The 23,326-nt window shown below is 70.9% G+C and carries 22 protein-coding genes, 5 tRNA genes and 1 pseudogene; 16 read left to right on the top strand and 12 right to left on the bottom strand.

What is annotated here, in order from left to right; all coding sequences use genetic code 11:
• From AC3ET3_RS20680 to AC3ET3_RS20645, 8 genes and pseudogenes are all read right to left on the bottom strand, one after another.
• Positions 1 to 108: pseudogene (locus AC3ET3_RS20680) on the bottom strand (ATP-binding protein); the annotation flags it as partial.
• A complete protein-coding gene (locus AC3ET3_RS20675; protein WP_432138941.1) occupies positions 89 to 667 on the bottom strand; it encodes a DUF742 domain-containing protein in 579 nt (192 codons plus the stop codon). The pseudogene AC3ET3_RS20680 and the gene AC3ET3_RS20675, both read right to left, overlap by 20 nt.
• A 97-nt stretch (positions 668 to 764) precedes the next feature.
• A complete protein-coding gene (locus tag AC3ET3_RS20670) occupies positions 765 to 1,178 on the bottom strand; it encodes a roadblock/LC7 domain-containing protein (protein ID WP_004983065.1) in 414 nt (137 codons plus the stop codon).
• Positions 1,179 to 1,188: 10 nt separating this feature from the next.
• Entirely contained in the window at positions 1,189 to 4,428 is a 3,240-nt protein-coding gene (locus AC3ET3_RS20665) for a nitrate- and nitrite sensing domain-containing protein (protein ID WP_432138940.1), read from the bottom strand.
• Between the two features lie 376 nt (positions 4,429 to 4,804).
• Entirely contained in the window at positions 4,805 to 5,380 is a 576-nt protein-coding gene (locus AC3ET3_RS20660) for a GTP-binding protein (protein WP_009190815.1), read from the bottom strand.
• Positions 5,361 to 5,759: a DUF742 domain-containing protein gene (locus AC3ET3_RS20655; protein WP_073889866.1), complete on the bottom strand. Its 399-nt coding sequence runs from the start codon at positions 5,757 to 5,759 to the stop codon at positions 5,361 to 5,363. Before AC3ET3_RS20655 ends, AC3ET3_RS20660 begins: the two co-directional genes overlap by 20 nt.
• Positions 5,760 to 5,869: 110 nt before the next feature.
• Positions 5,870 to 6,283, bottom strand: a complete 414-nt coding sequence (locus AC3ET3_RS20650) for a roadblock/LC7 domain-containing protein (protein ID WP_023546525.1) — start codon at positions 6,281 to 6,283, stop codon at positions 5,870 to 5,872.
• 9 nt (positions 6,284 to 6,292) lie between these two features.
• Entirely contained in the window at positions 6,293 to 10,171 is a 3,879-nt protein-coding gene (locus AC3ET3_RS20645) for a sensor histidine kinase (protein WP_432138939.1), read from the bottom strand.
• A 603-nt stretch (positions 10,172 to 10,774) separates the two neighbouring features.
• Here AC3ET3_RS20645 and AC3ET3_RS20640 point away from each other — a divergent pair.
• The 9 genes from AC3ET3_RS20640 (at position 10,775) to AC3ET3_RS20600 (ending at position 14,738) form a co-directional block, all read left to right on the top strand.
• Positions 10,775 to 10,960 (top strand): hypothetical protein, encoded by a 186-nt coding sequence (locus AC3ET3_RS20640; RefSeq protein WP_432138938.1) that lies wholly within the window; start codon positions 10,775 to 10,777, stop codon positions 10,958 to 10,960.
• 132 nt (positions 10,961 to 11,092) lie between these two features.
• Positions 11,093 to 11,878, top strand: a complete 786-nt coding sequence (locus tag AC3ET3_RS20635; RefSeq protein WP_432138937.1) for a fumarylacetoacetate hydrolase family protein — start codon at positions 11,093 to 11,095, stop codon at positions 11,876 to 11,878.
• Positions 11,871 to 13,355: a glutamate--tRNA ligase gene (gltX, locus tag AC3ET3_RS20630; RefSeq protein ID WP_432138936.1), complete on the top strand. Its 1,485-nt coding sequence runs from the start codon at positions 11,871 to 11,873 to the stop codon at positions 13,353 to 13,355. Before AC3ET3_RS20635 ends, gltX begins: the two co-directional genes overlap by 8 nt.
• 98 nt (positions 13,356 to 13,453) lie before the next feature.
• Positions 13,454 to 14,185, top strand: coding sequence for an HAD family hydrolase (locus AC3ET3_RS20625; protein WP_432138935.1), 732 nt, complete (start codon positions 13,454 to 13,456; stop codon positions 14,183 to 14,185).
• A 92-nt stretch (positions 14,186 to 14,277) separates the two neighbouring features.
• Positions 14,278 to 14,349, top strand: a tRNA-Gln gene (locus tag AC3ET3_RS20620).
• Positions 14,350 to 14,370: 21 nt separating this feature from the next.
• A tRNA-Glu gene (locus AC3ET3_RS20615) sits at positions 14,371 to 14,443 on the top strand.
• A gap of 29 nt (positions 14,444 to 14,472) precedes the next feature.
• A tRNA-Glu gene (locus AC3ET3_RS20610) sits at positions 14,473 to 14,545 on the top strand.
• Between the two features lie 20 nt (positions 14,546 to 14,565).
• Positions 14,566 to 14,637: transfer RNA gene (locus AC3ET3_RS20605), tRNA-Gln, on the top strand.
• A 28-nt stretch (positions 14,638 to 14,665) separates the two neighbouring features.
• A tRNA-Glu gene (locus tag AC3ET3_RS20600) sits at positions 14,666 to 14,738 on the top strand.
• A 55-nt stretch (positions 14,739 to 14,793) separates the two neighbouring features.
• Here the strand turns inward: AC3ET3_RS20600 and AC3ET3_RS20595 are convergent.
• Complete coding sequence (locus AC3ET3_RS20595; protein ID WP_432138934.1) at positions 14,794 to 15,438, bottom strand: MerR family transcriptional regulator; 645 nt, start codon at positions 15,436 to 15,438, stop codon at positions 14,794 to 14,796.
• A 38-nt stretch (positions 15,439 to 15,476) separates the two neighbouring features.
• Here AC3ET3_RS20595 and AC3ET3_RS20590 point away from each other — a divergent pair, with 38 nt between their 5' ends.
• Positions 15,477 to 15,974 carry a DUF4188 domain-containing protein gene (locus tag AC3ET3_RS20590; RefSeq protein WP_435612623.1) on the top strand — a complete coding sequence of 166 codons (498 nt, stop codon included), beginning with the start codon at positions 15,477 to 15,479 and terminating at the stop codon, positions 15,972 to 15,974.
• Positions 15,975 to 16,144: 170 nt separating this feature from the next.
• On the opposite strand, the gene ndgR is transcribed toward AC3ET3_RS20590, so the two are convergent.
• Positions 16,145 to 16,861, bottom strand: a complete 717-nt coding sequence (gene ndgR / locus AC3ET3_RS20585; protein ID WP_432138932.1) for an IclR family transcriptional regulator NdgR — start codon at positions 16,859 to 16,861, stop codon at positions 16,145 to 16,147.
• A 192-nt stretch (positions 16,862 to 17,053) separates the two neighbouring features.
• On the opposite strand from ndgR, the gene leuC reads away from it, so the two are divergent.
• The 4 genes from leuC to AC3ET3_RS20565 all read left to right on the top strand — a co-directional run bounded on the left by leuC (position 17,054) and on the right by AC3ET3_RS20565 (position 20,368).
• Entirely contained in the window at positions 17,054 to 18,484 is a 1,431-nt protein-coding gene (gene leuC / locus AC3ET3_RS20580; RefSeq protein ID WP_432138931.1) for a 3-isopropylmalate dehydratase large subunit, read from the top strand.
• A 6-nt stretch (positions 18,485 to 18,490) separates the two neighbouring features.
• Positions 18,491 to 19,084: a 3-isopropylmalate dehydratase small subunit gene (leuD, locus tag AC3ET3_RS20575; protein ID WP_432138930.1), complete on the top strand. Its 594-nt coding sequence runs from the start codon at positions 18,491 to 18,493 to the stop codon at positions 19,082 to 19,084.
• Between the two features lie 263 nt (positions 19,085 to 19,347).
• Complete coding sequence (locus AC3ET3_RS20570; protein WP_432138929.1) at positions 19,348 to 19,578, top strand: SCO5555 family protein; 231 nt, start codon at positions 19,348 to 19,350, stop codon at positions 19,576 to 19,578.
• Between the two features lie 136 nt (positions 19,579 to 19,714).
• Positions 19,715 to 20,368, top strand: a complete 654-nt coding sequence (locus AC3ET3_RS20565; protein ID WP_432138928.1) for an HU family DNA-binding protein — start codon at positions 19,715 to 19,717, stop codon at positions 20,366 to 20,368.
• A gap of 97 nt (positions 20,369 to 20,465) precedes the next feature.
• Here the strand turns inward: AC3ET3_RS20565 and AC3ET3_RS20560 are convergent, their stop codons facing one another.
• On the bottom strand, positions 20,466 to 20,669 hold the full coding sequence (locus AC3ET3_RS20560) for a hypothetical protein (RefSeq protein WP_432138927.1): 204 nt from the start codon (positions 20,667 to 20,669) through the stop codon (positions 20,466 to 20,468).
• A gap of 10 nt (positions 20,670 to 20,679) precedes the next feature.
• Positions 20,680 to 21,318 (bottom strand): 2-phospho-L-lactate guanylyltransferase, encoded by a 639-nt coding sequence (cofC, locus tag AC3ET3_RS20555; RefSeq protein WP_432138926.1) that lies wholly within the window; start codon positions 21,316 to 21,318, stop codon positions 20,680 to 20,682.
• A 218-nt stretch (positions 21,319 to 21,536) separates the two neighbouring features.
• Between cofC and AC3ET3_RS20550 the strand changes: the two genes are divergently transcribed.
• The gene (locus AC3ET3_RS20550; protein WP_432138925.1) at positions 21,537 to 22,301 is read left to right on the top strand and encodes a lysophospholipid acyltransferase family protein; all 765 of its coding nucleotides are present in this window, start codon (positions 21,537 to 21,539) and stop codon (positions 22,299 to 22,301) included.
• A complete protein-coding gene (locus AC3ET3_RS20545) occupies positions 22,298 to 23,308 on the top strand; it encodes an NAD(P)H-dependent glycerol-3-phosphate dehydrogenase (RefSeq protein WP_432138924.1) in 1,011 nt (336 codons plus the stop codon). The genes AC3ET3_RS20550 and AC3ET3_RS20545 overlap by 4 nt, the downstream gene beginning before the upstream one ends.
• The last annotated feature ends 18 nt before the right edge of the window (positions 23,309 to 23,326 follow it).

Here is a 23,326-nt window from a genome sequence, read left to right as displayed (position 1 = left end):
GACGAACGTGGTCTTGCCCACGCCGAAGCCGCCCGCCACCACGATCTTCGCGGAGGTGGTGGAGCGACTCTGAGAAACCGGCCCTCCGCTAGAGCTTGCGAAGTCCACTGAGCACCCTTTCGAGCAGTGTCACGTCTGGCTGGCCACCGGCGTTCTCGTCGCCGCCGGGCTGATGGATGGCGACCAGTCCCGCCTCCGCCAAGTCGGCGACGAGGATCCTGGCCACGCCGAGGGGGATCGTCAGCAGGGCCGAGATCTCGGCCACCGACTTGATCTCCCGGCACAGGTTGCAGATCCGCTGATGCTCGGGCAGTTGGCCCTGCATCTGGTGCGGAGCCGCGGTGGTGTGCACCAGCGCCTCGATGGCGAGCTGGTACCGCGGGCGGGTCCGGCCGCCGGTCATGGCGTACGGACGCACCAGGGGGTTGTTCGACGCCCCGGCGGGCGCCGGCTCGGGGGTGCGACGCTGCGGCTGCACGGGCTGGATGCGCGGCGAGTGCGGCTGGTCGTACGGAGACTGCCCGGGGCCCTGCGGACCCTGGGGCGCGTACGGCTGCCGCTGGTTCGGCGTGGAGGGGAAGTCGTACGGGTTCGCGGAGCCGTCGCCCCGGCCCTGGCCAGGACCGTACGACCAGTTACCCGACGAACCGCCTGGGGGTGTTGCCACGTTCTCTCCTCCTCCGACTGTGCCTGGCACCCATCCCGGTGGGAGCCGCGTCCCGAAACACTACGGCCTCGGGACGCGTGTACGCACCGTCCGACTGTCAGTTGAGAAGGCTCCCTTGGAGCTCCGCGCGAAGGTCGGGCGTCAGGACCGTGCCGGCGCGGTCCACCAGAAGAGCCATCTCGTACCCGATGAGGCCGATGTCCGCCTCGGGGTGGGCGAGGACGGCGAGCGACGAACCGTCGGAGATGGACATGATGAAGAGGAATCCCCGCTCCATCTCCACAACCGTCTGGTTCACGCTGCCCCCCTCGAAGATCCGGGAGGCGCCTGCCGTCAGCGACGTCAGACCGGAGGCGACGGCCGCGAGCTGGTCGGCGCGGTCGCGGGGAAAGCCTTCGGACATCGCCAGAAGGAGTCCGTCGGCGGAGACCACCACCGTGTGGGACACCCCCGGGGTGTTGTCCACGAAGTTGGTGATCAACCAGTTCAGGTTCTGTGCCGCCTGGCTCATCGGGCTCACACTAACGCTCCTGGTTGTAGGTGCTGTCAGGACCGAAGCCCTGGCCGTTCGTTTCACTGCCTGCGTTGCGGCCTCGTTGGACGCCGCGCCGCAGGTTGCTCAGCCTGCCCCGGACGTCCTCCGGGGCGCGGGAGACCTGTGGGCCTCCCTGGGGGGTGGTTTCGGCGGAACCCTCGACCAGGTTGGCCTTGGGCACCCGCCGCGGCAGACCGGAGGAGGTGACCCCGCCCGCCTTCGGCTTCCGCAGCTGCGAGGCCTGCTGCCAGCGCTCGTCGTTCGCCGAACGCCAGCTGTCGCCGTGGCCGTCGGAAGCGGGGGCCGACTCCTCCTGGTGCACGGGCCCCGGGGCGCCGTGCGAACCGTCCGCCGCGAAGGAACCGCGGCGGGGGAGCCCGGCGTCGGTCAGCTCGTGGCCGGCGGAGGGGGCCGGTCCCGGACGGTCGAAGCCTACGCTGTCCCGCTCACCTGCGTCAGCGGCCTGCGAGGATTCCGCTTCCGAGCCGCCTGGAGCGTAGCCGCCCGCATAGCCACCCGGGTAGTCGTTCTGCTGCGGCCAGTCGTCCTGGTAGGACTGCTCCTCGTACGAGGGGAAGCCGTCCGCCTGGTTCGCACCGGCCGTCGCCCGCTCCTCGTGCGTGGGCTCCGCATACCCGGACTCCGGGTAGCCGCCACCGGACGTGAAGGTGTCGTCGCCGCCCTGCGCGTAGTACTGCTGCTCGTCGTACGACGCCTGCTGAGGCTCCTCGTACGTCTGCGGGCCCGGGTAGCCCGCGGCCTGCTCGCCATAGCCGCTGCCGCCATCGTCGTAGCCGGTGTGCGCGCCCTCGTAGTCGGGCTGCTGCGCCTCGTACCCCTCGGGGTACGCCGCCGGGGCGGCCGGCGCCTGCTGGTCGTCCGGGTGACCGTGCGGCTGGGTCTCCAGGGCCGCCTTGCGCTCCTCGCGCATCAGGGAGCGGCCCACCGGGTCCAGGTCCCTGATGTCGTCGGGGACGTCGCCGTAGCGGCTGTCGTCGAAGCCGAGTTCGGCGGCCGTGCGCATCGGGGGACCGAAGTCCTCGCCGACGCCGGGGTACTGCTGCTGCTCCGGGATGATCTGCGAGACGGTGAACTCGTCGCGGTCCGTGTGCGGCTCGCCGCCACCGCCGTGGGTGATCGCGTCCGGCAGCATGACCAGCGAGGTGGTGCCGGCCTGCTCACCGGAGGGACGCAGCTGGACGCGGATGCCGTGCCGGTCGGAGAGCCGGCCCACCACGAACAGGCCCATGCGCTGGGAGATCGCGGCGTCCACGGTCGGCGGGTTGGCCAGCTTGTGGTTGATCTCCGCGAAGTCCTCGGCGGTCAGGCCGATGCCCTTGTCGTGGATCTCGATCATCACGCGGCCGTCGGGCAGCCGGGTCGCGGTGACGCGGACCTTGGTCTGGGGCGAGGAGAACGTCGTCGCGTTCTCCAGCAGCTCGGCGAGCAGGTGCACCAGGTCGGTGACCGCGCGGCCGTGGATCTCGGCCTCGGGGACGCCCTGCAGCTCGATGCGCTCGTACTGCTCCACCTCGGAGGAGGCGGCCCGCAACACGTCGACCAGCGGGACCGGCTGGTCCCAGCGGCGGCCGGGCTCCTCGCCGGCGAGGACCAGGAGGTTCTCGCCGTTGCGTCGCATACGGGTGGCGAGGTGGTCCAGCCTGAAGAGGTTCTCCAGCTGGTCCGGGTCCGCCTCGTTGTTCTCCAGATCGGTGATCAGGGTCAGCTGGCCCTCGATCAGCGACTGGTTGCGGCGCGAGAGGTTGGTGAAGATCGCGTTGATGTTGCCCCGCAGCAGGGCCTGCTCGGAGGCGAGCCGGACGGCCTCGCGGTGCACCTGGTCGAAGGCGCGCGCGACCTCGCCGATCTCGTCCCGGGTGGTGATCGGGATCGGGGCGACCCGGGTGTCCACCCGGCCGGGGTCGGTGCGCGAGAGCTGGTCGACCAGCATCGGCAGGCGCTGCTCGGCGATGCCGAAGGCCGCGTTGCGCAGCTGGCGCATCGAGCGGCTCATCTGCCGCGCGACGGCGCCGGCCAGGATGAACGCGACGAGCAGGGCCACCACGACGGCGGCACCGGTGATGATGGCGTCGGTCTTGGCCTCGGAGGCGATGTCGGAGGCCTCGCTCACCGCCCGGTCGGCCATGTCCGACTCGATCTGGCGGTAGGCGTCGTACTTCAGGGTGGTGACCGCCCACCAGTTCTCGGGCGTGATGCCCCGTTCGGCGAGCGCGGCCCGCTCCGAGGAGTCGGTGCTGGTCAGGCCGGAGATGCCGGCGACCATGACGGTGGGGTCGGACGGCGGGGCGACGTAGTCCGGGTTCTTGGCCGCGGCCTCCTTGGCCAGGGCGTCCGCCTTGGACTTGATGTCCGCCTGGGCGTTCTGCAGCCGCTGTGCGTCGGCCTCGGTGCCACCGCCGATGTACTCCTCGACGGCGATCCGCTCCAGGTAGGCGTACGAGCTCAGCGCGACCCGCTGCTTGGCCAGGTCGGTCGCACTCGGACCCGGGTTGACCAGCAGGTGGGTGCCGATGGAGCGCTCCAGTGAAAGCGCGCTCTTGGTCAGCGTGATCGCGTAGACGGTACGGCCGTAGGAGGTGATGTTGCCGGTGCCGAGGCCGAGTTCGTTGGCGAACTCGGTCAGCGGGTGGGAGATCTGGACGTAGCCTTCCTCGGTCTGCACGCCCTTGAGGTTGGTGGTGTAGGCGGCGCTGCGCAGCGTCTGCAGCTTCGGCTCCGCCTCGCGGAACAGCTTCAGCCGGCGTTCCAGGCCCGGCTTGTCCGGCATGTCCTGGGCGGCCGCGTCGAAGGCGTCGGCGGCCTTGTCGGTGGCGGCCCGGGCCGTCTTGACGGTCTCGTCCTCCGTGCCGTTGCCCTTCAGCAGCGGCGCGGCCGTGGAGTCCCGCTCGTTGTAGAGGGCGTCGGCGTAGGTGAGGGCGGCGCGGACCAGGCGCGCGGTCTTCTCCGCGTCCTCGGCCTCCTGCCAGGTGTCGATCGAGTTCTTGACCTGGAAGCCGCCCATGACGAGGCCGACCAGCACGGGTATGAGCAGGATCGCGTTCAGCCGGGTGGGCACCCGCCAGTTGCGCGGGGCGAATCTGCCGCCGCTCTTCTCGGGTGCGGCCGCGGGCTCCGAGCCGGACCCAGGGGCGGGCGCCGCTCCGCGCGGCGGCGGGGTGAAGTTGCCCCGGGCCGTCGGCTCGGGACTGTTCTTGCTTCGCCTCACTCGACCAACAACCTCTCGGCGGTCGGCACCTACGTCGTGCCGCGGTTTCTCAGAGCCCGATCAGCCATCGACCATGTGTACGTCATTGACTATTGGGCAGTTCAGGCATTCCAGCACGTCAACCAGGTCTCTTCCAAACAGTGGGATGAGCTGGTTCCATGTGATGTAAGCCCCAGATAAAACGGTCATAAAGAGCGAGCCCCGCCAAAAGACGGGGCCTTCGTACGCACAGCGAGACCGACCGACCGCGCGGTGTGGCGGCATCGGCCGATTCCTCTGCCGAAACGTTATGAACACCGGAGCCGGCCGTGTCAAAGGCCACAGCCGGCTCCTGGAGGTCTACGGCAACTGCCGTACACGAGGGACCACTTGATCCCTACCGCAGGCGGGCCATCAGGGCGTGCTCCACCAGCGTGATCAGCGCACTCTTGGCGTCCGCGCGGTGGCGGGCGTCGGTCGTGATGATCGGGGTGTCCGGCCCGATCTGCAGGGCCTCGCGGACCTCGTCGGGCGAGTACGGCTGCTGTCCGTCGAAGCCGTTGAGGGCGATGACGAACGGCAGGCCGCTGTTCTCGAAGTAGTCGACCGCGGGGAAGCAGTCGGCCAGGCGCCGGGTGTCCACGAGCACCACCGCGCCGATCGCGCCGCGCACCAGGTCGTCCCACATGAACCAGAAGCGGTCCTGGCCGGGGGTGCCGAACAGGTAAAGGATCAGGTCCTGGTCCAGGGTGATGCGGCCGAAGTCCATGGCCACCGTGGTGGTGGTCTTGTCCCCGGTGTGGGTGAGGTCGTCGATACCCGCCGACGCGGATGTCATCACGGCCTCTGTGCGCAGCGGGTTGATCTCCGAGACGGCGCCCACGAACGTGGTCTTGCCGACACCGAAGCCACCCGCCACCACGATCTTGGCGGAGGTGGTGGCCCGGCCCCCGTCAGAGCTTGCGAAGTCCACTGAGCACCCTTTCGAGCAGCGTCACGTCCGGTGCGCCGCCGTTGTTCTCGTCGCCACCCGGCTGGTGGATGGCGACCAGGCCGGCCTCGGCGAGGTCCGCGACCAGGATCCGGGCCACACCGAGCGGCATGGCAAGCAGCGCCGACACCTCGGCCACCGACTTCACCTCACGGCACAGGTGGCAGATGCGCTGGTGCTCGGGGAGCAGCCCCATGAGCGCTGCCGGGTCGGCCGTCGTGCTGATCAGCGCCTCGATCGCGAGCTGGTAGCGCGGCCGGGTCCGGCCACCGGTCATCGCGTACGGACGCACCAGCGGCTGGTCGCCCTCGTCCCCGTACGACTCGGCGTACGGATCATGATGGGCGGTGGGCGGGGTCATGAATCCTCCGGGCGGGACAGCAAGTCGGTCAGTCGTGCCGTCTGACGGGGCCGGTGGGGGGACTGTGGCGGCCGGACGGTGATTGTGTGACGTGGGTTGGATCCGGGCGGTCAGTGAAGCAGACTGCCTTGCAGTTCGGCGCGCAGGTCCGGCGTGAGCACGGCGCCCGCGCGGTCGACCAGCAGTGCCATCTCGTAGCCGACGAGGCCGATGTCGCATTCGGGGTGGGCGAGGACGGCGAGCGAGGAGCCGTCGGAGACGGACATGAGGAAGAGGAATCCCCGCTCCATCTCGACGACCGTCTGCGCCACGGTGCCGCCCTCGAAGATCCGGGAGGCGCCCGCCGTCAGCGAGGTCAGCCCGGACGCGACCGCCGCGAGCTGGTCCGCGCGGTCGCGCGGGAAGCCCTCGGACATCGCAAGCAGGAGACCGTCGGCGGACACCACGACGGTGTGGGACACCCCCGGGGTGTTGTCCACGAAGTTCGTGATCAACCAGTTCAGGTTCTGTGCCGCCTGGCTCATCTGGCTCAACTAACGCTCCTGCTGGTGAGTGGGGCTCTGGTGGCTGCCCGTCTGGCCGTTGCCGGCCTGACGACCCTGGGCGATGCCCCGACGGAGATTGGTCAGCCGTCCGCGCACGTCGTCAGGCGCGCGCGAGACCTGCGGACCGGCTTGGTGCTGTTGCTGCTGAGCCGTGCCCGGGACGAGGTTGGCCCGGGGTACCCGGCGCGGCAGGCCGGAGGTGGTGACCCCGCCCGCGGCCGGCTGGCGGACCCGCTCGGCCTGCCGTACCAGCTCGTCGTTGGGCGAGGTCCGCCAGGCCGCGGAACCCGGCCGCTGGGGCCCGGAGGACTGCGGCCCGGAGGACTGCGGAGCGGGAGACTGCGGAGCCTGCGGCTGCTGCTCGGCCGGGGTCTGGCCGCCCTGCGCGCCGCCGTGGAACCAGTTGGTCTCCAGCGTGTCGTACAGGGGCGTACGGCCGTCGCCCGCGCTCGTGGCCGGCGGCAGCGCCTCCGGCTCCTGTCGGCCGCCGTAACCGCCGCCCTGGGGCCGCTCGAACTGGCCCGTGGCGGACGCGTCCTGGCGGCCGGGCAGCGCGTACTGGCCGGTACCCGAGCCGTCCTGGCCCGCGGCCGGGAACTGACCGGTGGAGCCGTTGTCGTACGGCTGCGCGGCGAACCGGTCCGGGCTCGCCGGCGCGTTCTGGCCGCCGGGTGCGCCGAAGACGTCGGGCCTCAGGAAGTCGTCCTGCTGCCGCGCGGGTGCCGGGAACTGGCCGGTGTCCTGGGGGCCGCCGGCACCCGGCCGCTGGTACTGGCCGGTGTCCTGGGGACCGTCGGCACCCGGCCGCTGGTACTGGCCGGTGTCCTGCCGTTCCGGCGTACCGGGAAGCGCGTACTGGCCGGTGTCCTGACGGTCCGCGGGCCGCTCGTACCGGCCGGTGTCCTGTCGGCCGTTCGTCGCGGGGCCGGCGAACTGACCGGTGTGCTGCGAGCCGTCCGCGCCGGAGCGCGCGAAGTCGGCCGAGGACGCCTGGCGTTCGTCCATCCGCGGGACCGCCGGTATCTCCGCCGTGGAGCCGGGGCCCTGCCGGTCGTCCGGACGCGGCAGCTGCGAGGTGGCGGCGGCGTCCGGCTCGTCGTGGCCGCGCGGCCCGTCCAGCGGGGAGCGCGGAACCTGCGGCTGGGCGTTCTCGTCGCCCCAGCCGGTCACCCGAGGCTGCGGGTTGCCGCCCGGCAGCTCGGCGCGCGGACCGCCGCGCGGGGCACTGCCGGGCAGCTGCGGCCGACGCGCACGGCGCCCGCCGCCCTGCTCGGCGTCCTCACCGGTGCGCTGCGGCGGCACCGGGCCGCGGGAAGCGCCACCGAAGGCGTCCCGGCCCTGGCCGTCGAAGCCGCCCGTGCCCGCCGACTGAAGTCCCTGCGGGGCGCCCGGCCCCTGGCCGAACGCACCGGCGCCGGCGCCGGCCGGAGGCCGGCCCTGCTGGCCCTGCTGAGGTCCGCGCGCACCGCCCGGCGCACCCGGGCGGCCGTCCTGGCCCACACCGGGCAGCGCGGCCCGCGGGCCCTGCCCGGCACCGAGGCGGCCACCGGCGCCGGCCGGCGCACCGCCCAGCGCACCGCCGGGCGCGCCCTGGCCGCCACCGAGGGCACCGCTCTGGCGGCGGGCGGCCGCCGCGCCCGCGGCGGCCTGCGCGGCGGCCGGACCGCCCGAGCCACCCATGCCCTGGCCGGGCTTGGGCTGCGGCTTCTTGCCGCCCTGGGCGACATCGACGGGCAGCATGACCAGCGCGGTCGTGCCGCCGGAGTCGGACGGGCGCAGCTGGATGCGGATGCCGTGCCGCTGGGACAGACGACCGACCACGAAGAGGCCCATGCGGCGGGAGACGGAGACGTCCACGGTGGGCGGCGAGGCGAGCCGCTCGTTGATCGCCGCGAGGTCCTCGGGGGAGAGGCCGATACCGGTGTCGTGGATCTCGATCAGCACCCGGCCGTCGGGCAGTGCGTGACCGGTGACCTTGACCTTGGTCTGCGGCGAGGAGAACGAGGTGGCGTTCTCCAGCAGCTCGGCGAGCAGGTGCACGAGGTCGTTGACGACCCGGCCGGCCACCTCGGTGGTCGGCACGGACGCCAGCTCGATGCGCTCGTACTGCTCCACCTCGGAGGCGGCGGCACGGAGCACGTCGACCAGCGGGACCGGGCGGGTCCACCGGCGGCCCGGCTCCTCACCGGCGAGGACGAGGAGGTTCTCACCGTTACGGCGCATGCGGGTCGCGAGGTGGTCGAGCTTGAACAGCGAGGACAGCTGGTCCGGGTCGGCCTCGCGGGACTCCAGTTCGGAGATCAGCGACAGCTGGCGCTGGATCAGACCCTGGGAGCGGCGCGAGAGGTTGGTGAACATCGCGTTGACGTTGCCCCGCAGCAGGGCCTGCTCGGCGGCGAGGCGGACCGCCTCGCGGTGCACGTCGTCGAAGGCCGCGGCCACCTGGCCGATCTCGTCCCGGGAGTGCACACCGACCGACTCCACGGAGGTGTCCACGTCCTGCGGGTCGGCCTCGGACAGCTGCTTGACCAGCTCGGGCAGGCGGTCCGAGGCGACCTTGGTCGCGGTCTCCTGCAGCCGGCGCAGCGAGCGGATCATGGACCGGGCCACGATGAAAGCGCCGACCAGCGAGATACCGAGGACGAGCAGGATCAGCGCACCGGAGATGATCGCGTCGCGCTCGGACTCGGCGCGCAGCTCGCGCGCCTTCTGCTCCATGTCCTCCAGCAGCGTGCGCTCGATGTTCGCCATCTGCCGGATCTTGGTGGTGCTGGCGTCCAGCCAGTCCCGGTAGGAGCGCTTCTCCAGCGACTGCAGACCGGTCTTGGAGGCGAAGGCGCGGGTCGCGTAGGTGTCGGCCTGCTCGATCGTGGTGTTGCCCTGCTCGATCGTGCGCAGCAGTTCCTCGGCGCCCTCGTCGCCGTAGATGCTCCGGAAGATGGCGATCTGCGAGTCCTGGCTCTCCAGGGCCATCTCGCCGTAGGTCCGGTCGTTGTCGGAGAGGTTGCCGTAGGAGGTGTTGCTGGTGGGCAGGGCCGCCGCGAGGACCGCGCGCTGCATCGACGCGTACTCCTTGGCGGACGAGAAGGCCGCCAGGGCGCGGGTGCGCTGGATCATCTCGGGGTTGGAGGTGGCCTCGGCCATGTCCTGCGAGAGGTCGAGGAGCCGGCTGATCAGACGGTGGTACCCCTCCACCGTCTGCATGGAGTTGCCCTCGGCGGTGTAGGCCGACTTGCGGATCTTGGCGAGGGAGCCGAGGTCGCTGACCAGGCCGACCAGGTTGTCGCGGACACCCTGGAGGTTGCCGTTCTTGCTGGAGGCGTCGATCTTCTCCGAGGCGTCGACGAAGGTCGTCAGGGCTCGGTCGGTGGCGTCCCGCTGGCCCTTGATGTCCGCCACGCGCGAGCCGTGCGCCAGCACACCGGCGGACTCGTCGCGCTCCTCCTGGAGCTTGGCGGCCAGCTCGGTGGCCTGCTTGGTCATGGCCGTCAGCAGCTTCATGTTGTCGAGCTGCTCGATGTCGTCCATGGACTGGTTGATACGGACCGCGCCCAGCGTGGTGGCCGCGACCACGGGCAGCGTCAGCAGCGCCACCAGTCGTGTGGAGATGCGCCAGTTGCGCAGGGCCACACGGGGGCCGGGGTCGCCCGCGCCCTGGGGGGCCTTGCCCGGCCCGGTCGCGGGCGGGGGACCCGCGGGTGCCGAGGAGGCGTTCGGGCCGGGGCGCCCGGAACGCTCCGCACCGTCACCGGACGGGCCCTGGTTCTGGGCGTGCTGGGGCGAGGAGCTGCCGGCCATCGGGCCAGTCCCGCCGTGCGGCTCCGGCTCCGCCGAAGCGCTGCCATCCCTCTTGAAACGTCCCTGCACTAGCGTCGCAACCTCTGGACCAGGCGCCTTCCCGGGTGAACGGAAAGACGGTGTCGGCGTCGTGAGGGGCGCCCTGAATACGCCCCCCGGGTGGTCGTGAGTGACCGGCGCTGGCTCCCCCTTCCCGCCGCCGCTCGGCGCTGCTGTGCGCCCCATGCGCGCCGGTTCGATCCCGCGGCGGTCCGTGAGATTCCAGCACAGTGCAGGATCTCCAACAAGGCTGGTTGGTCAGGTTGTGACATCCGTGACAGCACGTGAGGGCCGGGTCACCGGACGTAGAAAAGGATCATCGCTATATCGGACAGAGTGGGACGTACCGGTGAGGGGTGCCGAGTGTCCCAGTCGCCATGATCAGGAGCGGAATGGCAGCTTCAGGGGGAGAATGTCCGTTTCGCGGCACTCGGGAGCGAGTCTGAATTGACCGGTTTGAGTCTGGATCCGTGAGCAAACTCACACGCCGTCCCTGGCACCCCGTGCCGTTCGCGGGGAATGCGCTGTCTAGCCTGTCGCTTTACAGGTACGGCAAATCCGACAAGCCGTGCCCGCGTGAGGGCGATTCCGTACCCGCGCGGGCGCCCCGACACGAACAGGGCCACTACAACAGTGAAGACGACGCCGATGTTCCACAAGATCGCCAACCCGCGACGCACCACGCTGGCGCACCTGAAGGACGCCGACGAGCTGCAGACCCCGCAGCTGCCGGAGCACTCCGTCGAACTGCCCAATCAGACCGCCAACCCCCGTCGCACCGTGCTGATGGAGGTTCCGGTCGGCGCCTCCGCGCAGTAGTACGGGCGAGAGCCGCCGTATGTTCAGGGCGGCCCGCCATGGATGTCAAGGGCGTCCCCGGCCGGGGACGCCCTTCCGCGTTAGCCTGGAGCGTCAGACTCCAGCCGCTTCAGTCAAGGGGCCAACCAACCCGTGCGCATCGCCAGGTTCTCCATCGACGGGAACGTCGCCTTCGGCGCGGTCGAGGGCGACAAGCCGGACGAGCTCGTCCTCGACATCATCAAGGGCATCCCGTTCGCGGACCACGAGCTCTCCGGCACCAAGGTGCCGCTGAGCAAGGTCCGGCTCCTCCCGCCCGTGCTGCCCAACAAGGTCGTGGCCTTCGGCCGCAACTACGCCGAGCACGCGCGCGAGCTGGGCAACGAGGTGCCGGACGCCCCGTTCGCCTTCTTCAAGCCGTCCACGTCGGTGATCGGCCCCGGCGACGACATCCAGTACCCGGCGTTCTCCTCCGAGCTCCACCACGAGGCGGAACTCGCCGTCGTCATCGGCCGCATGTGCCGGGAGGTCCCGCGCGAGCGCGTCAAGGACGTGATCTTCGGCTACACCTGCGCCAACGACGTCACCGCCCGCGACGTGCAGCGGCGCGAGAAGCAGTGGGCGCGGGCCAAGGGCTTCGACACCTCCTGCCCGCTCGGCCCCTGGGTCGAGACCGGCCTGGACGTCACGGCCGCCGCCGACCTGACCGTCCAGCTCACGGTCAACGGCGAACAGCGTCAGCTCGGCCGTACCAGCGAGATGATCCACTCCATCGAGGACCTGGTCGTCAACATCACCGAGGCCATGACGCTGCTCCCCGGCGACGTGATCCTCACGGGCACCCCGGCTGGGGTCGGCCCCCTGACTGTCGGCGACGAGGTCGCCGTCACCATCGAAGGCATCGGCACTCTCACCAACAAGGTTGTCAAGCGTGGCTAGCGCACCCGGCTCCCCCGTACGCGTCCGTTTCTGTCCCTCGCCCACCGGTAACCCCCATGTGGGCCTGGTCCGCACCGCCCTGTTCAACTGGGCGTTCGCCCGGCACCACGGCGGCACCCTGGTCTTCCGCATCGAGGACACCGACGCCGCCCGCGACTCGGAGGAGTCCTACGGCCAGCTGCTCGACTCGATGCGCTGGCTCGGCTTCGACTGGGACGAGGGCCCCGAGGTCGGCGGCCCGCACGCGCCCTACCGCCAGTCGCAGCGCATGGACCTCTACAAGGACGTCGCGACCAGGCTCCTGGACGCCGGCCACGCCTATCACTGCTACTGCTCCCAGGAGGAGCTGGACACCCGCCGCGAGGCCGCCCGCGCCGCCGGCAGGCCGTCCGGCTACGACGGCCACTGCCGTGACCTGAGCGCCGAGCAGGTCGAGGCCTACCGGGCGCAGGGCCGTGCGCCCATCGTCCGCTTCCGGATGCCCGACGAGGCGATCACCTTCACCGACCTGGTCCGCGGCGAGCTGACCTTCACCCCGGAGAACGTGCCGGACTACGGCATCGTGCGCGCCAACGGCGCCCCGCTCTACACCCTGGTCAACCCGGTCGACGACGCCCTGATGGAGATCACCCACGTCCTGCGCGGCGAGGACCTGCTCTCCTCCACCCCCCGCCAGATCGCCCTGTACAAGGCGCTGATCGAGCTGGGCGTGGCCCGGGAGATCCCCCGCTTCGGCCACCTGCCCTACGTCATGGGCGAGGGCAACAAGAAGCTCTCCAAGCGCGACCCCCAGTCGTCGCTGAACCTCTACCGCGAGCAGGGCTTCCTGCCCGAGGGCCTGCTCAACTACCTCTCCCTCCTCGGCTGGTCGCTCTCGGCCGACCAGGACATCTTCACGATGGACGAGATGGTCGCGGCCTTCGACGTCGCGGACGTCAACCCCAACCCGGCCCGCTTCGACCTCAAGAAGTGCGAGGCGATCAACGGCGACCACATCCGGCTGCTCGACGCGAAGGACTTCGCGGAGCGCTGCCGGCCCTGGCTCAAGCCGCCGTTCGCCCCCTGGGCGCCGGAGGACTTCGACGAGGCCAGGTGGCAGGCCGTCGCGCCGCACGCGCAGACCCGGCTCAAGGTCCTGTCGGAGATCACCGACAACGTGGACTTCCTGTTCCTGCCGGAGCCCGTCTTCGACGAGGCGAGCTGGAACAAGGCGATGAAGGAGGGCTCGGACGCCCTGCTGCGCACCGCCCGGGAAAAGCTGGACGCGGCCGACTGGACGTCCCCGGAGTCCCTGAAGGAAGCCGTCCTGGCCGCCGGCGAGGCCCACGGCCTCAAGCTCGGCAAGGCCCAGGCCCCGGTCCGGGTGGCCGTCACCGGCCGCACCGTCGGGCTGCCCCTCTTCGAGTCCCTGGAGGTCCTGGGCAAGGAGAAGGCGCTGGTCCGCGTCGACGCGGCCCTGGCGAAGCTGACCGCGTAGGCACGCGCGCGTGAGGGGCGGCGCCCGGACCTCGGACCGGGTGCCGCCCCTTCGCCGTTCCCCGGACACGCTCCGCCACCAGGGGATACCGTCGGGTCATGAGCATCCGAGCCGTGGTCTGGGACGTGGACGACACCCTCTTCGACTACTCGACCGCGGACCGGGAGGGCATGCGCGCGCAGCTCGTCGCCGAGGGCCTGCTCGACCGGTACGGCACCGCCGAGCAGGCGCTCGCGCGGTGGCGCGAGGTCACCGACCGGCAGTGGGCCCGGTTCGCGGCCGGCGAGACCAGCTTCGAGGGACAGCGCCGGGACCGGGTCCGCGTCTTCCTGGACGCCGCTCTGACCGACGACGAGGCCGACGCGTGGTTCCGGCGCTACGTCGCGCACTACGAGTCCGCCTGGAGCCTCTTCCCGGACGTGCTGCCCGTCCTCGACGCCCTCGCCGGCAGCCACCGGCACGCGGTGCTGTCCAACTCCAGCCTCACCGTGCAGGACCGCAAGCTGCGCGTCCTGGCCGTCCACGACCGCTTCGAGACGATCCTGTGCGCCGCCGAACTGGGGGTCTCCAAGCCCGAGGCCGGCGCATTCCTCGCGGCCTGCGAGGCCATGGACCTGCCTCCGCACCAGGTGGCGTACGTCGGCGACCACCCGGAGATCGACGGGCGCGGTGCCGCGGAGGCCGGTCTGCTCTCGGTGTGGATCGACCGCCGCGGCGGCCCCGCGAGCGCCGCCGTGGTGCCCGGCGGGCACCGGATCGAGTCCCTGTCCGAACTGCCCGCGCTGCTCGGCGCGGATACCCGTTTTGGAGCCCCGTCCACCTTCGGGTAATGTTCTTCCTGCGCCGCCGGGGAGCGGGCCGAGAGGCCGGAAACCCGGGGGAGCGAACTAGAACGAGATCCCCTTCGGGGCTTGCGTTCCAGTGGCCTATGGTGTAATTGGCAGCACGACTGATTCTGGTTCAGTTAGTCTTGGTTCGAGTCCAGGTAGGCCAGCTCGCAGAGCTCATCTGCAAAGCCCCCGTTGTGTAGCGGCCTAGCACGCTGCCCTCTCAAGGCAGTAGCGCCGGTTCGAATCCGGTCGGGGGTACTGGTTCCGGTCCGTCCGGAATCGCTAGGGCCCCCGTTGTGTAGCGGCCTAGCACGCCGCCCTCTCAAGGCGGTAGCGCCGGTTCGAATCCGGTCGGGGGTACTGACTGGTCTAAACCACATTGGTCTATGGTGTAATTGGCAGCACGACTGATTCTGGTTCAGTTAGTCTTGGTTCGAGTCCAGGTAGACCAGCTCGGACCTGCGGAAACGCAGTGTCCATGCCCCCGTTGTGTAGCGGCCTAGCACGCCGCCCTCTCAAGGCGGTAGCGCCGGTTCGAATCCGGTCGGGGGTACCCGATGGCAAGGCCCTCCGCTTCGGCGGAGGGCCTTCGTCGCGTCCGGCGCCCGTCAGTCGAGGCCGTACCGCCGCGTCGACTCCTCCTCCTGGGCCAGCCGGTGCAGCGCCCGCAGCGCCGGCTCGTTGAGGATCGCTCCCAGGACCGCGAACTCGACCTGCTCGGCCTCGGCGGGGTGCGTCTCCATGTTGTCCAGGTCCAGGACAGCCGTGCGGTGCATCAACTCGGCGTACGGCGCGAGCTGTTCGGCCCCCCAGTCGTAGCCGAGCCGCCGGAACGCGGCCACCGCCGTGACCAGTGAGCGGTACGCGGGTGACAGGGCCGACAGCGACTTGGCGTGGTGCCAGCCGAGCCGGTCGAGGAGGGCCGTGACCTCCCGGTGTGCCGCACGGACGTACTCGTCCTCCTCGTCCGGCTCGGGCGCCTGGGGCAGCGCCCACACGGCCGCGCCGAGGCGGACCGTGCGGCCCAGGGACTCGTCGTCCACGTGCCGGAGCACCTCGCGCACCGTCGCCACCGGGACCCGGCCGACCTGGGTCATGGCCCGGACCAGCCGCAGCCGTCGCAGGTGTTCCTCGTCGTACTCCGCGGTCGTCGCGTTCACCTGGCGGCCGGCCGGCAGCAGCCCCTCGCGCAGGTAGTACTTGATCGTCGCGGTCGAGACGCCGCTCCGCTCGCTCAGTTCGGACAACCGCATGCCTTGCGCCCTTCATCGGATAACGTCACTATCCAAGCATGGCCGAGAAACGTGTCAGTCCACGTCGTACCACCGCCGACGCCCGCGGAGACGTCGTCGTCCTGCTGATCGGCATGCGGATCAACCGCTTCCGGGCGGTGCACCAGTGGCTGCCGGTGATGCTCGCGATGTTCCGGATGCTCGCCGACCTGAAGAAGGAACCGGAGCGGGGGCTGCTGTCCCGGGTGCTGCTCACGGCCTCGCCGAGGACGTACTACGTCGTCCAGTACTGGGAGTCCAAGGAGAAGCTCTACGCCTACGCGAGCGCGCCCGACGCCTTCCACCACCGGGCCTGGGCGAGGATCAACCGCCTCGAACGGGCCGGGAAGGTGCGCGGTCACGTGGGGATCTGGCACGAGACGTACGTCGTGCCGGAGGGAGGGTACGAGGCTGTCTACGGGGACATGCCGGCGTTCGGGCTGGCGGCCGCGCACGGTGAGGTGCCGCTGGAGCGGCGCGGGCGCTATGCCAAGGAGCGCTTCGCCTGGCGTTCTTGAGGGCCTGGGCGGCTGAACGGGGGCCGGGTCCCGGAAGGCGTGGGCGCGGGAAGTGGGGGGATGCTCGCGCAGTCCCCGCGCCCTCGGGAAGGGGGCGGTGGTCCGTCAGGGGAGGCCTGCCGCGGCGTTGAGGCCGGTCTCTCCCGGTGGACGCTGCCGGACGGGCGGGGTCAGCCCGAGCGGCGCAGGGCCTCGGAGAGGCGGGACGCCGCGTCGATGACGGCCTGGGCGTGCATCCGCCCGGGGTGGCGGGTCAGGCGCTCGATGGGGCCGGAGACGGAGACGGCCGCGACCACGCGGTTGGAGGGGCCGCGCACCGGGGCGGAGACCGAGGCCACGCCCGGCTCGCGCTCGCCGATCGACTGGGCCCAGCCGCGGCGGCGCACGCCCGACAGGGCCGTCGCCGTGAAGCGGGCGCCCTGCAGGCCGCGGTGGAGGCGCTCGGGCTCCTCCCACGCCATCAGGATCTGCGCCGAGGAGCCGGCCTTCATCGTGAGCGTCGAGCCGACCGGGACGGTGTCCCGCAGGCCGGACAGGCGTTCCGCCGCGGCGACGCAGATGCGCATGTCGCCCTGGCGGCGGTAGAGCTGGGCGCTCTCGCCGGTGACGTCACGGAGGTGGGTGAGCACCGGGCCGGCCGTCGCGAGGAGACGGTCCTCACCGGCCGCCGCCGCCAGTTCCGCGAGCCGGGGACCGAGAATGAAACGTCCCTGCATGTCGCGCGCCACCATCCGGTGGTGTTCCAATGCCACGGCCAGCCGGTGGGCCGTGGGTCGTGCCAGTCCGGTCGCGGTGACCAGCCCCGCGAGGGTGGCCGGACCGGACTCCAGGGCGCTCAGGACAAGGGCTGCCTTGTCCAGAACGCCGACGCCGCTACTGTTGTCCATGAAACGATACTCCCGTCTCACTCTGTGAAACGCAAGTTCATTTTTCCGTGAGACGCGCAACCCTTGGACACACAACGGCCCGCGGACCACACCGGGCCTGGCGGCGGGTGCCCGGAAAGCCGGAGCGCGGGCGGCCGCTTCCTCAAGATCTCTAGTTGGGTCGGCGCACCTCTGCCGGCCGGAGGGAAAGCGATGGGTAGGACACTCGCGGAGAAGGTCTGGGACGACCACGTCGTCCGGCGCGCCGAGGGCGAGCCCGACCTCCTCTTCATCGATCTTCACCTGCTGCACGAGGTGACCAGCCCGCAGGCCTTCGACGGCCTCCGCAAGAGCGGTCGCCAGGTGCGGCGCCTGGACCTGACCATCGCCACCGAGGACCACAACACCCCCACCCTCGACATCGACAAGCCCATCGCGGACCCGGTCTCCCGCGCTCAGCTGGAGACCCTGCGCAAGAACTGCGCCGAGTTCGGTGTGCGGCTGCACCCGCTCGGCGACGTCGAACAGGGCGTGGTGCACGTCGTCGGCCCGCAGCTCGGCCTGACCCAGCCGGGCATGACCGTGGTCTGCGGCGACTCCCACACCTCCACGCACGGCGCCTTCGGCGGTCTGGCGTTCGGTATCGGCACCTCGCAGGTCGAGCACGTGCTGGCCACCCAGACGCTGCCCATGGCCCGTCCGAAGACCATGGCGATCACGGTCAACGGCGAACTGCCCGAGGGCGTCACCGCCAAGGACCTGATCCTGGCGATCATCGCCAGGATCGGCACCGGCGGCGGCCAGGGCTACGTCCTGGAGTACCGCGGCGAGGCCATCGAGAAGCTCTCGATGGAGGCCCGGATGACCATCTGCAACATGTCGATCGAGGCCGGCGCCCGCGCGGGCATGATCGCCCCCGACGAGACCACGTTCGCGTATCTCCAGGGCCGCCCGCACGCCCCGCAGGGCGAGGACTGGGACGCGGCCGTCGCGTACTGGAGGACGCTGCGGACGGACGACGACGCCGAGTTCGACGCCGAGGTCGTGATCGAGGCCGCCGAACTGTCGCCGTTCGTCACCTGGGGCACCAACCCGGGCCAGGGCGCCCCGCTTTCGGCCTCCGTCCCCGACCCGGCTTCGTACGAAGACGCTTCGGAGCGCCTCGCCGCCGAAAAGGCCCTGGAGTACATGGGGTTGGAGGCCGGCCAGCCGCTGCGCTCGATCCACGTGGACACCGTCTTCGTAGGCTCCTGCACCAACGGCCGCATCGAGGACCTGCGGGCCGCCGCCGAGCTGCTCAAGGGCCGCAAAGTCGCCGACGGCGTACGGATGCTGGTCGTCCCGGGCTCCGCGCGGGTCGGTCTGCAGGCCGTCTCCGAGGGCCTGGACGTGGTCTTCAAGGAGGCCGGCGCCGAATGGCGGCACGCGGGCTGCTCGATGTGCCTGGGCATGAACCCCGACCAGCTGGCCCCCGGTGAGCGCTCCGCGTCCACCTCCAACCGCAACTTCGAGGGGCGGCAGGGCAAGGGCGGCCGCACCCACCTGGTGTCGCCGCAGGTCGCGGCCGCCACGGCCGTGCTGGGGCACCTGGCCTCGCCGGCCGACCTGTCCGACGCCGAGACCCGTACGCCCGCTGGAGTCTGATCAGCCATGGAAGCATTCACCACGCACACCGGACGGGCCGTCCCGCTGCGCCGCTCGAACGTCGACACCGACCAGATCATCCCTGCTCACTGGCTCAAGAAGGTCACGCGCGACGGGTTCGAGGACGGGCTGTTCGAGGCCTGGCGCAAGGACCCCGAGTTCGTCCTCAACCGGCCCGAGCGGCAGGGGGCCACCGTGCTGGTCGCCGGCCCCGACTTCGGCACCGGCTCCTCCCGTGAGCACGCCGTGTGGGCGCTGCAGAACTACGGCTTCAAGGCCGTGATCTCCTCCCGCTTCGCCGACATCTTCCGCGGCAACTCGTTGAAGAACGGCCTGCTCACGGTGGTCCTGGACCAGAAGATCGTGGACGCGCTCTGGGAGCTCACGGAACAGGACCCCACGCTTGAGGTCACTGTGGACCTTGAGGCGCGTGAGGTGCGCGCCGCGGACATCACCGCCTCCTTCGAGCTGGACGAGAACTCCCGCTGGCGGCTGCTGAACGGCCTCGACGACATCTCCATCACCCTCCGGAACGAGGCCGACATCGCCGCGTACGAGGCGAAGCGCCCGTCGTTCAAGCCGCGGACGCTGCAGGTCTGAGCCACCGCTGAACAAGGTCGAATTCCGGCCACCGCGAACCGCCCGCCGTACCCCCGATCGGCCCGATCGGGGGTACGGCGTTTTCGCTGCCCCAACGTCCCCGTGATCACCCCCGAACCTTCCCAACTTCCCACGTTAGAGGGATGTTTGCCGGGGTACGCGGCTGCTGTGGACGCACTGTCCAACGGGGCCGACAGGGCCGTCCGGCGCGGCAGTTGCCCCCTGCGCGGGCGACAACTCGCCCCAGATGGCACAATCTGTGCATGGAACACGACGGCCAACTCACGCTCTATACGGCGGTCGCGAACCAGCTCAAGGAAGCGCACGCGAAAGTGCGCGCACTGCAAGTCCCGGAGGGCGTACGGATGGCGCTGACCCGGAAGCTGCTGGTCATTACGGCCGCGGCCAAACACGATCTCGCCGACGCGGCAAGGCGGCTGGAGCGGTTCATGGCGGACCTGGACGAGGGGCGCGTGCCCCGCGACGAACGCTGAACGCGCCACGGCGGCCGAGTCCGTTGCGGCACAAGGGTGATAAGCCCGTTTCGTGTTTGATTTGCGGTATATATCTGCCTAACGTGCGAAAAAGCTTGAACACTTTCGTTCGGGCAATGTCTCCGAAGGGGAAGACGTGAACAAGGCGCAGCTCGTAGAAGCGATTGCCGACAAGATGGGCGGCCGCCAGCAGGCCGCCGATGCTGTCGACGCGGTCCTGGACGCCATCGTCCGCGCTGTCGTCGCCGGCGACCGGGTGTCGGTCACCGGCTTCGGTTCGTTCGAGAAGGTGGACCGCCCCGCCCGCTACGCCCGCAACCCCCAGACGGGCGAGCGGGTTCGGGTCAAGAAGACCTCGGTGCCGCGCTTCCGGGCGGGCCAGGGCTTCAAGGACCTGGTCAGCGGCTCGAAGAAGCTTCCGAAGGGAGACATCGCGGTCAAGAAGGCGCCCAAGGGCAGCCTGACCGGTGGCGCCGCCGCGACGGTCAAGAAGGCCGCGGCGAAGAAGACCACCAAGGCGGCCGCGGCCAAGAAGGCGGCCCCCGCGAAGAAGGCCACCACCGCCGCGAAGAAGGCCACGGCCAAGAAGACGACGGCGAAGAAGACGACCGCCAAGAAGACCACGGCGGCCGCGAAGAAGGCCACGCCCGCGAAGAAGACCGCCACCACCGCCGCCGCGAAGAAGACCACGGCGAAGAAGGCGCCGGCGAAGAAGGCGACCGCCAAGAAGGCCCCCGCCAAGAAGTCGCCCGCCCGCAAGACCACCGCGAAGAAGGCCACCGCCCGCTAGCCGCAGGCAGCACCGAAGGGCATTCACGCGCCGGGCCGGACTCCCTCACGGAGCCCGGCCCGCGGCGTGTCCGGGTGTCGGACGAAACCCGCGGGACTCAGAACGTCTGGAGTGTCACCAGGGTGACGCGCCGGGCCGCGCCCTCGCCCGTCGTCTCGACGCGCACCCGCTGCCCCGGCCGCAGCAACCGCAGCCCGCCCGCGTCGAACGCCGGGGCGTCGAAGGGCACCGGCGTGCCGTCGTCGAGCAGCACCTGCCCGCTGCGGGTCTCGGGGTCGTACGTGTACGCGGTGGCCTGCATGTGCAGCAGCCTACTGCCCCGATATCAGCAACCGCGCGGCCGCCGCGGCCGTTCGGGGACCCACCCCCAGCGCCAGCGCCGCCCGCAGGTCGTCACCGGTGTCCACGTCCTGGCGCACCGAGTCCACCCCCGTGAGGCCGATTTCCCGGGCCCCGGAATCCCGGTGCCGGACACGGGAATCCCCGCCGAATGCGGGAAGTAATTCCCGTCCCGGAGACACCGCCAGAAATGTCGTTCCCACGCCGGCAGCATCGGCGAGAAAAGCGCGCGGGAATTCAGCGGCCGCACCGAGGACACGGGTCAATTCCGCGGACCGCAGCGCCGGAAGATCGGCGTTCAGGGCCGCGACCGGGCACCCGGGCCGCAGTGACCGCACCGCGGCGGCCCCGTGCGCCAGAGCGGCGTTCAGGCCGGCGCCCGGGGCGTCCGGCACGATCCGCGCGCCGAGCGCCGCGAGCTCCCGTCCGGCCAGCGGATCGTCCGTGACGACCGCCACATCCCGCACCGCCGGCGAGGCCAGCGCCGCGGCCACCGTGTCCAGGGCGAACGCCAGCGCCAGCCCCGGGCGCACCTGCTCGTCGGCCGTGTCCGCCAGCCTGCTCTTGGCCTGCGCCAAGGGCTTCAAAGGGATGACCAACGTCCAGTCCACCGGCGTACCGCCCCTCTCTCGTGGCGGCCATTGTCACTCGGCGCGGTCGTCCTCCCGGCGTCGGCGCGGGCGGTGAAGGGGCGCGCGAGGGCGGTACGGCGAGACCCGCGGGCGTACCGTGTTCTCGACAGACCGGCGGCCCGGGGCGACACTTGTGCGGCCCCCGGGCCGCGAGAAGTACCGGGTGGTCCTGGCAAGTCCTAGAGGAAGGTGTCCGCGTGCCCCGCCGAAAAATCGGCTTCTGGTACCGCTTCGCCGCGGTGATCTGCAAACCGCCGCTGGTGGTTCTGATCAAGCGGGACTGGCGTGGAATGGAGCACATTCCGGCCGAGGGCGGCTTCATCACCGCGGTGAACCACAATTCCCACGTCGACCCCTTCGCCTACGCGCACTACCAGTACAACACCGGTCGGGTGCCGCGCTTCCTGGCGAAGAGCGGGCTCTTCAAGAAGGGGTTCGTGGGCGCCGCCATGCGCGGCACCGGGCAGATCCCCGTCTACCGGGAGTCCACCGACGCGCTCAGCGCCTTCCGCGCCGCGATCGACGCCGTGGAACGCGGCGAGTGCGTCGCCTTCTACCCCGAGGGCACCCTCACCCGCGACCCGGACGGCTGGCCGATGACCGCCAAGACCGGCGCCGCACGCGTGGCGCTGCAGACCAAGTGCCCGGTCGTCCCGGTCGCCCAGTGGGGCTGCAACGAACTGCTGCCGCCCTACGCCAAGAAGCCCAGGCTGCTGCCGCGCAAGACCCACCGCGTCCTCGCCGGGCCGCCCGTGGACCTCTCGCGCTTCTACGACAAGGAGATGACCGCGGAACTCCTCAAGGAGGCCACCGAGGTCATCATGGCCGCCATCACCCGCCAGCTGGAGGAGATCCGCGGCGAGAAGGCGCCCGACACGCCCTACGACCCGCGCCGCGAGCGGATCGAGCAGCGTCGCCGGACCGCGGCGCAGACCGGACGCGAGGGGGAGAGCGGCACGTGAGCAAGACCGTCAGGGCGGCCGTCTTCGGCACCGGATCCTGGGGCACCGCCTTCGGCATGGTGCTCGCCGACGCGGGCTGCGAGGTCACGCTCTGGGCACGCCGCCCCGAGCTCGCCGACGCGGTCAACTCCACCCGGACCAACCCGGACTACCTGCCCGGTGTCGAACTCCCGGAGAACCTGCGGGCCACCGCCGACCCCGCCGAGGCCGCCCGCGACGCGGACTTCACCGTCCTCGCGATCCCCTCGCAGACCCTGCGCGCCAACCTCGCCGAGTGGACCCCGCTGCTCGCCCCGCACACCGTGCTGGTCTCCCTCATGAAGGGGGTCGAACTCGGCACCACCATGCGGATGAGCGAGGTCGTCGAGGACGTCGCCAAGGTCGGCCGGGACCGCGTCGCCGTGGTCACCGGGCCCAACCTCGCCCGCGAGATCGCCTCCCGGATGCCCGCGGCGTCGGTCGTCGCCTGCACCGACGAGGGCGTCGCCCAGCGCCTCCAGGCCGCCTGCCACACCCCGTACTTCCGCCCGTACACCAACACCGACGTGGTCGGCTGCGAACTGGGCGGAGCGGTCAAGAACGTCATCGGCCTGGCCGTGGGCATCGCCGACGGCATGGGGCTCGGCGACAACGCCAAGGGCTCGCTCATCACCCGCGGTCTCGCAGAGACCACCCGGCTCGGCCTCGCCATGGGCGCCGACCCGCTGACCTTCTCCGGCCTCGCGGGCCTGGGCGACCTGGTGGCCACCTGCTCCTCGCCGCTCTCGCGCAACCACACCTTCGGCACCAACCTCGGCAAGGGCATGACCCTGCAGGAGACCATCGCCGTCACCAAGCAGACCGCCGAGGGCGTCAAGTCCTGCGAGTCCGTGCTCGATCTGGCGCGCCGGCACGGCGTCGACATGCCCATCGCCGAGACGGTCGTCGGCATCGTCCACGAGGGCAAGCCGCCGGTGGTCGCGCTCAAGGAGCTGATGTCGCGCAGCGCCAAACCGGAACGACGCTGAGCGACGCCGTGGCGCGCC

This window comes from Streptomyces sp. bgisy159 (assembly GCF_057707805.1).
The sequence above is the reverse complement of the archived record's forward strand: the minus strand, read 5'-3'. Positions and strand labels throughout refer to the sequence as shown.